At 65.3% G+C, this 9,681-nt stretch carries 11 protein-coding genes; 6 read left to right on the forward strand and 5 right to left on the reverse strand.

The annotated features are described in order from the left end of the window. Together VFW69_RS24345 and VFW69_RS24350 are read left to right on the forward strand one after the other, a co-directional pair. On the forward strand, positions 1-527 hold a 527-nt coding region (locus tag VFW69_RS24345), incomplete at its 5' end, for a class I SAM-dependent methyltransferase (protein WP_526505482.1). A 128-nt stretch (positions 528-655) separates the two neighbouring features. Next, the gene (locus tag VFW69_RS24350; protein ID WP_526505484.1) at positions 656-3,829 is read left to right on the forward strand and encodes an ATP-binding protein; all 3,174 of its coding nucleotides are present in this window, start codon (positions 656-658) and stop codon (positions 3,827-3,829) included. 23 nt (positions 3,830-3,852) lie between these two features. On the opposite strand, the gene VFW69_RS24355 is transcribed toward VFW69_RS24350, so the two are convergent. Next, a complete protein-coding gene (locus VFW69_RS24355; protein ID WP_526505486.1) occupies positions 3,853-4,410 on the reverse strand; it encodes a TetR/AcrR family transcriptional regulator in 558 nt (185 codons plus the stop codon). Positions 4,411-4,607: 197 nt separating this feature from the next. Here VFW69_RS24355 and VFW69_RS24360 point away from each other — a divergent pair, with 197 nt between their 5' ends. After that, positions 4,608-5,822, forward strand: a complete 1,215-nt coding sequence (locus tag VFW69_RS24360; RefSeq protein WP_526505488.1) for a cytochrome P450 — start codon at positions 4,608-4,610, stop codon at positions 5,820-5,822. 2 nt (positions 5,823-5,824) lie between these two features. Here the strand turns inward: VFW69_RS24360 and cwsA are convergent, their stop codons facing one another. Continuing rightward, positions 5,825-6,259, reverse strand: a complete 435-nt coding sequence (gene cwsA / locus VFW69_RS24365; RefSeq protein WP_526505490.1) for a cell wall synthesis protein CwsA — start codon at positions 6,257-6,259, stop codon at positions 5,825-5,827. Between the two features lie 169 nt (positions 6,260-6,428). Between cwsA and VFW69_RS24370 the strand changes: the two genes are divergently transcribed. Next, positions 6,429-6,977 (forward strand): peptidylprolyl isomerase, encoded by a 549-nt coding sequence (locus VFW69_RS24370; protein WP_526505492.1) that lies wholly within the window; start codon positions 6,429-6,431, stop codon positions 6,975-6,977. 24 nt (positions 6,978-7,001) lie between these two features. On the opposite strand, the gene VFW69_RS24375 is transcribed toward VFW69_RS24370, so the two are convergent. Together VFW69_RS24375 and crgA are read right to left on the reverse strand one after the other, a co-directional pair. Further along, positions 7,002-7,427 (reverse strand): PH domain-containing protein, encoded by a 426-nt coding sequence (locus VFW69_RS24375; RefSeq protein ID WP_526505494.1) that lies wholly within the window; start codon positions 7,425-7,427, stop codon positions 7,002-7,004. A 155-nt stretch (positions 7,428-7,582) separates the two neighbouring features. Further along, a complete protein-coding gene (gene crgA / locus VFW69_RS24380; RefSeq protein ID WP_083064827.1) occupies positions 7,583-7,864 on the reverse strand; it encodes a cell division protein CrgA in 282 nt (93 codons plus the stop codon). 129 nt (positions 7,865-7,993) lie between these two features. Between crgA and VFW69_RS24385 the strand changes: the two genes are divergently transcribed. Both VFW69_RS24385 and VFW69_RS24390 read left to right on the forward strand, forming a co-directional pair. Beyond that, on the forward strand, positions 7,994-8,737 hold the full coding sequence (locus VFW69_RS24385) for a DUF881 domain-containing protein (protein WP_526505496.1): 744 nt from the start codon (positions 7,994-7,996) through the stop codon (positions 8,735-8,737). A gap of 48 nt (positions 8,738-8,785) precedes the next feature. Next, on the forward strand, positions 8,786-9,472 hold the full coding sequence (locus tag VFW69_RS24390; protein ID WP_526505498.1) for an aminodeoxychorismate/anthranilate synthase component II: 687 nt from the start codon (positions 8,786-8,788) through the stop codon (positions 9,470-9,472). On the opposite strand, the gene VFW69_RS24395 is transcribed toward VFW69_RS24390, so the two are convergent. Then, a partial coding sequence (locus VFW69_RS24395) for a PASTA domain-containing protein (protein ID WP_526505500.1) occupies positions 9,450-9,681 on the reverse strand: 232 nt, incomplete at its 5' end. The two genes, VFW69_RS24390 and VFW69_RS24395, sit on opposite strands and share 23 nt — an antisense overlap.

The raw sequence follows: 9,681 nt of genomic DNA on the forward strand, positions 1-9,681 counted from the left end.
CGTACTTGATGCGGACGCTGCACCCGGCTGCCTACACGGGTCTGGATCTGAACACGGTCGGCATCGACTTCTGCCGAAAGAGGCACACCCTGCCCGGCCTGATCTTCGTGCACGGCAACGCCGAAAGCCTGCCCTTCCCCGATCAGTCCTTCGACGCAGTGATCAATGTCGAAGCTGCGATCAACTACCAAGACGTTCCCAAATTCTTCGCCGAGGTGGAACGCGTGCTGCGCCCGGGCGGGCGGTTTTTGTACGCCGATATCCGCTACGCCGACGAAATTGGTGCCTGGGAGGCTGACCTGGCCAACATCCCCATGCGGCTGTTATCGGAACGGGTCATCAACGCCGAAGTTATGCGCGGGCTGAAGAAAAACCGGTTCGTCCATCAAATCACTCGTCGTCTACCGAACATCGCGCTGTTGCGCGGCATAGCTAATGACTACGCAGGTGGGCCGGGCTCGTTGATCTACCGCCGGCTGGGTAACGGCGAGGCCACCTACCGGCTGTTCTGCTTTGCCACGGATTGAGGCCTGAGTGTCAGCAAAATATTGTGCCGCCGCACCCGAGTGAGAAGTTAACACTCCCTCGGGGGGTGCCCGACGGCCTATCCTTTGAGGAGCCAGCAAACGCTGGGGTGAGGATGGCGGAGGGTCGGATGACGGCCGTAGCGGCGTGCCAGGCATGCGGCAGCGAACTCCTCGAGGATGCGCGGTTCTGCCACAGCTGCGGCGCGTCGGTCGCCGAGCTCGCCGCATATGCGGAGTACAAGCAAGTGTCGGTGCTGTTCGCCGATGTGGTGCACTCCATGGACATCGCCGCGGCCGTCGGCGCCGAGCGGTTGCGCGAAATCATGGTCGAACTGGTCGACCGCTGTAGCAACGTGGTGCATCGCTACGGAGGCACGGTGGACAAGTTCACCGGTGACGGGATCATGGCAGTGTTCGGCGCACCGGTAACGATGGAGGACCACGCTTTTCGCGCCTGCCTTGCGGCCCTGGGCCTTCAGGAGGAGATCGAGCGGCTTGCGGTCGACGTCCAACAGCGCGACGGTGTGGACCTTCAGTTGCGGGTAGGGCTGAACTCGGGGCAGGTGATCGCGGGTGAGGTCGGCTCGGGCCCCTTGGGCTACACCGCAATCGGCGAGCAGGTCGGGATGGCGCAACGGATGGAATCTGTGGCTCCGCCGGGCGGGGTGATGCTCAGTGAATCCACCGCCCGACTCGTTCAGCAGGCCGCCGTGTTGGCCGACGCCGAGCAGGTGCACATCAAGGGCAGCGACGTCCCGGTCCTGGCCCGTCGTCTCATCAGCCTGACCGGTGGGCCGCAACGAAGCGGCGACTTGCAAGGCGCGTTGGTCGGGCGAGAGCTGGAAGTGACAACGATCGCCGGTCTCCTGGACCGATCCAAGAGCGGGCGCGGATGTGTCGTCTGTGTCGCCGGGCCGGCGGGCATCGGCAAGACGCGACTCGCTGACGAGGCCGTCGCGTTGGCGCTTCGCAAAGGCGCCGAAGTGATTTCAGCGTTCTGTGAGTCACACACCAGCGATGTCCCCTTTGTCGCGGCGGCCGCGCTGCTGCGCGCAGCGCTCCGAATAACGGAACTCGACGACGAGGCAGCGCGGGAACAGGTGCGTGCCAGGATCCCCGACGTCCCCGATGAGGACGTGCTGCTGCTCTACGACCTGATGGGCATTCGAGACCCCGACACACCACCTCCGACGATCCATCCCGACGCACGGCGACGACGGTTGACCGCTCTGATCAACTCGATGTCGCTGTCCCGCAGCCAGCCGGCCCTCTATGTCATCGAGGATGCGCACTGGATCGATGAGGTCAGCGACTCGATGGTGGCCGAGTTCCTCACCGTCATTCCCCGGACGCCGTCGATGGTGCTGATCACCTACCGGCCCGAGTACACCGGTCTACTCGCGAATGTGCCCGGCGCGCAGACGATTTCGCTCTCGCCCTTGAGTGAGGCGGAGGCCGCGGCGCTGCTTGACGAGTTGTTGGGCCCCGATCCGTCAGTCGCCGGGATCAAAGTGCTCGTTGCCGAACGGGCCGGCGGGAACCCGTTCTTCGCGCAGGAGATCGTGCGCGAGCTCGCCGAGCGCGCTGTGCTCGAAGGTGACCGTGGTGGTTTCACCTGCGCCGCGGATCCGGCCGAGGTCACCGTTCCGGCGACGCTGCAGGCCACGATCGCCGCGCGCATCGACCGGCTGGATCCCGATGCCAAGCAGACGCTGAACGCCGCGGCCGTGATCGGCTCGCGGTTCACGCCCGAACTACTCGTCGCGGTGGGCAATACAGCTGCTCTCGACGCGCTCCAGAAGGCCGCACTGATCGATCAGGTCCGATTCACGCCCAGCGCGGAGTTCGCCTTTCGCCACCCGCTGATCCGCAGTGTCGCTTATGAATCACAACTGCGATCCGATCGCGCAAAGATGCACCAACGGCTGGCCGGCGCGATCGAGACGGGTGAGCCGGAATCCGCCGACCAGAACGCGGCGTTGATCGCCGAACATCTCGAAGCCGCGGGCGACTTGCGGGGCGCCTACGGATGGCACATGCGCGCGGCAACGTGGGCGAGATACCGCGACATCGGCGCCGCGCGGCTGAGTTGGGAGAGTGCCACCAGGATCGCCGACGCCTTGCCCACCGATGACCCAGACCGGGCGGCCATGCGCATCGCCCCGCGCACCATGTTGTGCGGGATCGCCTGGCGGGTGCACGTGAACAACATCTGGGACCGCTTCGACGAGTTGCGGAAGTTGTGCAGCGCCGCAGGGGATAAGGCGTCACTGGCCATTGCGATGGCGGGGTTGGTGATGGATCACGCATTCCAAGACAGGGTGCGCGAGGCGTCGCGCCTGGCTTCCGAGGCCATGGCCCTCATCGAGTCCATTGGCGACCCCACCATGACGGTGGGGCTGTCCTTCACCCCGATCCGCGCCAAGATAGCGACGGGCGAGTGGGCCGAGATGCATCGCCTGTCGCAGAGGGTCATCGACCTGGCTGACGGTGACCCCGCAAAGGGCAACTTCCTCTTCGGGTCTCCCCTGGCGCTCGCATTCGCCCAACGCGGTACCGCCCGATGGGCCCTGGGTCGTGCCGGATGGCGAGACGACCTGCGGCGCGGCGTGGCCATGGCGCACGGAGCGGACTCCCTGTCCTACGTCACGGTGGTCAGCTACGTGTACACCACGGGGATACCGGCCGGCGCGCTTCGACCCGACGATTCGACGGTGCGAGAGATCGAGGACGCGCTGGTGATTGCCCAGCCATCAGGCGACAACCTTCAACTAGGTGTCGCTTGGCTGACCCTGGGGCTTGCATTGGTGCACCGTCACACGGACGACGAGCGTGATCGCGGACAGCAGCTTCTGTCTGAGGTCCGCGAAGTGTTCCGGCGCGGGGGGCACTTCTTGTGCGATGTACCGATGCTTGACGTGTACGTGGCCCGTGAGATGGCGCGCCGTGGTGATCGCGACCAGGCGATACCCCTGATGCGTGCTGCGGTCGACCATCTCATGCTTGGGGGACAAGGGCTTTCGTGGGGAGTATTGACGACGGGCGTCTTGGTGGAGACACTGCTCGGCCGCGGAACCGAAAGCGACGTCGCCGAAGCCGAGGCCGCAATCGAGCGGTTGGCGACCGTGCCAGCCGATGAGGGCCTGGCGATGCGTGAGACATGGCTGCAGCGGATGCGGGCCGCGCTGGCGCGCGCTCAAGGCGATGCCGAGGCTTACGCGCGCTTCAGGGATCGCTACCGCGACTTGGCGAGCACGCTTGGCTTCGAAGGACATATCGCGTGGGCCGAGGAGATGCCATAAGGCAGCCGCTCGAACGTGCGCGTCTACTCGCGCTGCCTCGTGTACGACGAGCCGAGAAAGCGTTCCACCAACGCGCGTTCAGCGGCCGGGTCTTTGAGGGGCCACCCCCACAGCGCCAGGAAGACGCGGATCAGCCACTGCGCGGCCAGCGGATCATTGTTGCCGGGCCCCAGCATCTCGGCGGCCAAGACCGTCACGGTCGGTGAGCTGATGACCCAATCGCTGACGGGGGCCGCGTGGATCGACCGCATGAGTTGAGCCAGTGGGTCGGAGCGCAGGCGTTCCAGCGCCATGATCGTGGCGGTCACGACGCGCTCCGGCCCGACGAGGTCCTTGATGGCTTCCCGGGTGGTGTCAATGATGCGAGCCGCTTGAATGCCGATGACGGCGTCGCGGATAGTCGCCTTGCCGCCGGCATGCCGGTAGATCGTCGCGGGTGAGCAGTGAACCCGGGCGGCTAAGGCTTCGATCGTGAACCCTTCATATCCCCGGCGGACGATGAGGTCAGCAGCCGCGGTGTAGATCCGTTCGGCGGCCTCGCTACGGCGGTCGCGACCCACCAACCAGTCGTCACGCGGCATCCATTCATGCTCCCCCATATTGCGGAGCACAGAAACGCTTCTCGCAGCATGAGAATTTCTGGCTGGCTTCTCTCACGCGAACATACTGCTGGTGACGGGTTCGTGCGGTCATCCACCATCAACGTCGACCACCCGGCGCTCCTCAACTTTGCCGCGGCCCATTGACGCTGTGGTGAGCTGCACCGAACCTGAAGCGCATGGCGGTCTTGGACAGTGCGACCCGGTTCTTCGGTAGCGAGTCGATACAGGACCCCTACCCGCTGTATGACCGGATGCGCGCCGAGGCACCCGTGCACCGGATCGGCGACTCCGTGTTCTACGCCGTGTGTGGTTGGGATGCGGTGCAAGAGGCCGTGGATCGGGTCGAGGATTTCTCGTCGAACCTCACGGCGACCATGGTCTTTCACGAGGACGGCACCGTCACCCCGTTCGACATGGGGCCGCCGGGAACCCCGATGCATGCACTGGCCACCGCGGATGACCCGGTTCATGCGATGCACCGAAAGATCCTGCTGCCGCACTTGTCGGCCAAGCGGGTGCGGATCATCGAGGAGTTCGCGGTCCAGACCGCGGACGGTCTCTGGGAAGAGAACGTGCGCGACGGTCAGATCGAATGGATGGGCAGCATCGCCAACCGGTTGCCGATGATGGTGGTCTGCAAGCTACTGGGTCTACCCGACGAAGACGCCGACAAACTCATTCGGCTCGGCTACGCCACCACCACACTGCTCGACGGGATCGTCACTCGCGAGCAGCTAGAGCAGGCCGGATTAGCCGCGATGGAGCTGTCCGGCTATGTGTTGGAGCATTTCGAAAAGGCCGGCGGCAAGCCAGAATCCGGGCTGATAGGCGACCTGGCGGCACGCTACTCATCGGGCGAACTCGACCAACTGCCGGCGCTGGGCATCATGCTCACGCTCTTCGGCGCCGCCGGCGAATCGACCGCATCGCTGCTGGGCAGCGCGGCATGCATCCTCACCGATCACCCCGCGATCCAACAGCAGCTTCGCGAGAACCCGGAATTACTAAGCGCTTTCATCGAAGAGACATTGCGGTTTGAGCCGCCGTTTCGCGGCCATTACCGTCACGTGTGGCGCGACACCACGCTGGGTGGGGTCGAGGTGCCGGCGAACTCTCACTTGCTGCTGATGTGGGGAGCGGCCAACCGCGACCCGGTTCACTTCGAGGCTCCAAGCGAATTTCGGCTCGACCGCACCGCCGCCAAGAGTCACGTGAGCTTCGGCAAGGGCGTCCATTTCTGCGTTGGAGCCGCATTAGCCCGGTTGGAAGCCAACATCGTGTTACGCATGCTGCTCGAGCGCACTACATGGATCGACGCGACGGACATCGGGGAATGGCTGCCGAGCATTCTGGTCCGGCGCCGCGAACGGCTGCGGTTAGCCGTGCGGTGACCCTAGGGACGCGGCTGCACGTCGACGCTGGGCGGTCGCGACTGCGGCTCCTGAGGCTTCGCTCGCACGGAGCGCCGGACGATGCTGAACGCGGCGGCGCCCCCGACGAGGACCGCGACGGCGACCCCCGCAACGACCAACGGGCGCTTACTGCGACGCTGCGCGCGTCGCGCGTCCTGCAGAGCTTGGGGCAGGCTCGTGACCACTTCCTGCGCGGCGGCCAGCTCCTGGGCCAGGGTTTCTTGGGCCGCGGCGAGGTCTCGGGCCAGCTGCCCCTCTTGGTAGCGGCGACGCAGTTGCGAGGCGGTCGACTGCGCGGACTGAACACTCAGGCCGACAACTCCCCGGGTGACGTCCAGCGGTCCCTGCGCCGAATAGGTCAGGCCGCGGGCCAGTCGCTGCCGCGGGGTCAGCCGGGAATCCATCTGCACCCTCATCTGTCGCCTTTCGTCCCGCCAATAGAGCCCGCTGTGAAGCCTGCTCAGGAAAGTCCGATTTCTGAACAGACTGCCAGCATAGGGACGTCCGCGTCCGCGGTGTGCGCTCGCCGCATTTTCCGCGGCGGTTCGCCTTGGGTGACACCGCGTGCGGCAACGGCCGCCCATAGTGGCAGACTCTGATGCCGTGACCAACAGCCCCTTTCAGACTGCTACCGCCACGCTCCACACCAACCGCGGCGACATCAAGGTCGCCCTCTTCGGAAACCACGCGCCCAAGACCGTCGCCAACTTCGTTGGCCTGGCGCAGGGCACCAAGGACTACTCGACGCAGAATGCATCGGGAGGCTCCTCCGGCCCCTTCTACGACGGCGCGGTTTTTCACCGGGTGATCCGGGGCTTCATGATCCAGGGCGGCGACCCGACGGGAACCGGTCGCGGCGGCCCCGGCTACAAGTTCGCCGACGAATTCCACCCCGAACTGCAATTCGACAAGCCCTACTTACTGGCGATGGCGAACGCGGGCCCGGGTACCAACGGGTCGCAGTTCTTCATCACTGTGGGACAAACCCCGCACCTGAACCGGCGCCACACGATCTTCGGTGAAGTCACCGACCCCGAGTCGCAGAAGGTCGTCGAAGCGATCTCGACGACGGGCACCGACGGCAACGACCGCCCCAGTGAGCCGGTCGTCATCGAGTCGATCACCATCTCCTGAGCCCGGCGGTAAGCCGGGGGTCGATCAGCCCTGCTGACGGCCCGCGTAGCCCGCTGCCGTGAGTGCGTCGAGCACCCCTACCGTATCCGTCCCAAGGTCCCAGCGGGAGAACAGCACCAGGTCGCCGTCGGCCGTCTCGACCTCGAGTAACCGCACCTTGCGTCCGTAGCGGCGGAACTCGATGATGCGGATGATCTTGATGTCGGAATGCTGCAATAACTGCGTTCGGAACCAGCCGCGGAGCATCAGGCCATCGGGCGTGATTGCCAGCTTGGGACGCGCGTGCCAAGACACGCCGGCAAACAAGATCAGACCTGCCGCGGCAACGCCCGCGAGAATGCGCCCGGGCGGGTCTGTGACCACGGTCACAGCGGCGATAGCCATTAAAACGCCTGCGGCTCCACAACCAGCGATTCCCGCCGTGTGCGGCTCCCATTGTGTTTGCTGCATGCTCTCCTTAACCCTTCCCACCACGGCCTATGCAGTTATCCACATCAGCTATCAACAGTGGGGATAAATCACACGCGTGTGATTGGGTGGCCGGAAAGTTGCTGACGCAGTGACGAATCAGACCAAAAATGAATTCATTACGCGGACTGTCCTGATCAGTGCCAGCGCATCGTGAGCAACAAACCGGTGATCATGAAAGCGAACGCGATGGCGTAGTTCCACGGGCCCAATTGCGCCATCCAGTTCAGGGCGGCCGGCGCCTGGCTCCCGACCGCGGCCAACTGAAACACCATCAGCCAGACCAGACCGATCAGCATCAGACCGATGAACAGCGCGACGAACCACACGCTCGATGGTCCGACCTTGACTTTCACCGGGGTGCGGCTAACCGCGCTGACGGTGAAGTCATTCTTCTTGCGGACCTTGGACTTGGGCATGATGACCTCGCGGATTACCTCAACGACACGGTGAGCAGGACGGGGTGCAACGATAAACACTGCAACTGCACCCATAGCTTGGCTACGAGACTAACTCACCCGGGGCGGTGATCAGGAAATGGAGAGGCGATGATCCAGACGCGCCGGTCGCCATGGCGCTTTGGCGTCCCGGTCGTCTGTCTACTGGCCGGACTGCTGCTCGCCGCTACCCACGCAGTCTCGGGCGGCGCCGAAATCCGCCGCAGTGATGCCCCGCGGCTGGTGGACCTGGTCCGCGAGACCCAGTCTTCGGTGAACCGGCTAAGCGCCCAGCGCGAGGCGCTGGCGGGCAAGATCGACGCCGCGCACGGGCGGTCGTCGGATGCCGCGCTCGCGGCCATGCTGCGCCGCTCCACCCAGCTCGCCGGCGAGGCGGGGATGAGCCCAGTGCACGGACCGGGCCTTGCGGTCACCCTCGCGGATGCGCAGCGCGACGCCAACGGCCGTTTCCCCCGCGATGCGTCACCCGACGATCTGGTGGTGCATCAGCAAGACATCCAGGCAGTGCTCAACGCGTTGTGGAGCGCCGGTGCCGAGGCGATCCAGATGCAGGACCAGCGGATCATCGCGACGTCGGTACCGCGCTGCGTCGGCAACACGCTGCTGCTCAACGGGCGCACCTACAGCCCGCCGTACACGATCACCGCGATCGGCAACGCGACTGCCATGCAAGCCGCCCTCGCCGCCGCTCCCCTAGTGGTCCTCTACAAGCAGTACGTCGTCCGCTTCGGCCTCGGCTACCAGGAAGAGGTCAAGTCCGACGTGCAGGTCGTCGGCCATTTCGAGCCCGACCGGCTGCATTCCGCGCAGCCCAACGGCCCGATCAGCTACTGATGCCTACTGACCAGCAGCGCGACCGCCGTCGGACGGTAACCTGGCACGATGCGGATCCTGGTTGTCGACAACTACGACAGCTTCGTGTTCAACCTGGTGCAGTACCTCGGTCAGCTGGGTGTGGACGCTGAAGTCTGGCGCAATGACGACACCCGGCTCTCCGACGAGGCCGCAGTCGCCCGCCGGTTCGACGGCGTGCTGCTCAGTCCGGGGCCGGGCACCCCGGAGCGCGCGGGCTCGTCGATTCCGATGGTTCGGGCTTGTGCCGCCGAGCGGACTCCGCTGCTCGGGGTGTGCCTGGGGCACCAGGCCATCGGCGTCGCCTTCGGTGCCACCGTCGACCGCGCGCCCGAACTGCTGCACGGCAAGACCAGCAGCGTCCACCACAGCAATGTCGGTGTGCTGCAAGGACTTCCGGATCCCTTCACGGCGACTCGCTATCATTCGCTGACCATCTTGCCCGAGTCGCTGCCCCCGGTGCTGCAGGTCACGGCTCAGACGCGAAGCGGCGTGATCATGGGTGTGCGGCACACCGAATTGCCGATTCACGGTGTCCAGTTCCACCCGGAGTCGATCCTGACCGAGGGCGGCCATCGAATGCTGGCGAATTGGCTCGCCGATTGCGGGTGGGAGCGCAACGACACATTGGTGCGCCGACTCGAGAATGACGTGCACGCCGCCGTGCGGCCGTATTTTCCGGCCGACCCGCCGGCTACTGACCGAACTTCAGCGTGATGATGCCGTCCCGGTTGACCCCGGAGCCGGCCGGCGGGTTCTGATACACCACCCGATGGGATTGGGAGCCACCGGCGTCGACGTCGGCGCCCTTGTCCAGGATCCCCGTCCAGCCCAGCGCGCGTAGCCGTGGTTCGGCGTCGGTCCAGAACATGCCAGACACGTCCGGCATGACGAACTGATTGCCCTTGGACACCTGCAGCTCGATC

The organism is Mycobacterium sp. (assembly GCF_036273375.1).
In the GTDB taxonomy this organism is placed as follows: domain Bacteria; phylum Actinomycetota; class Actinomycetes; order Mycobacteriales; family Mycobacteriaceae; genus Mycobacterium.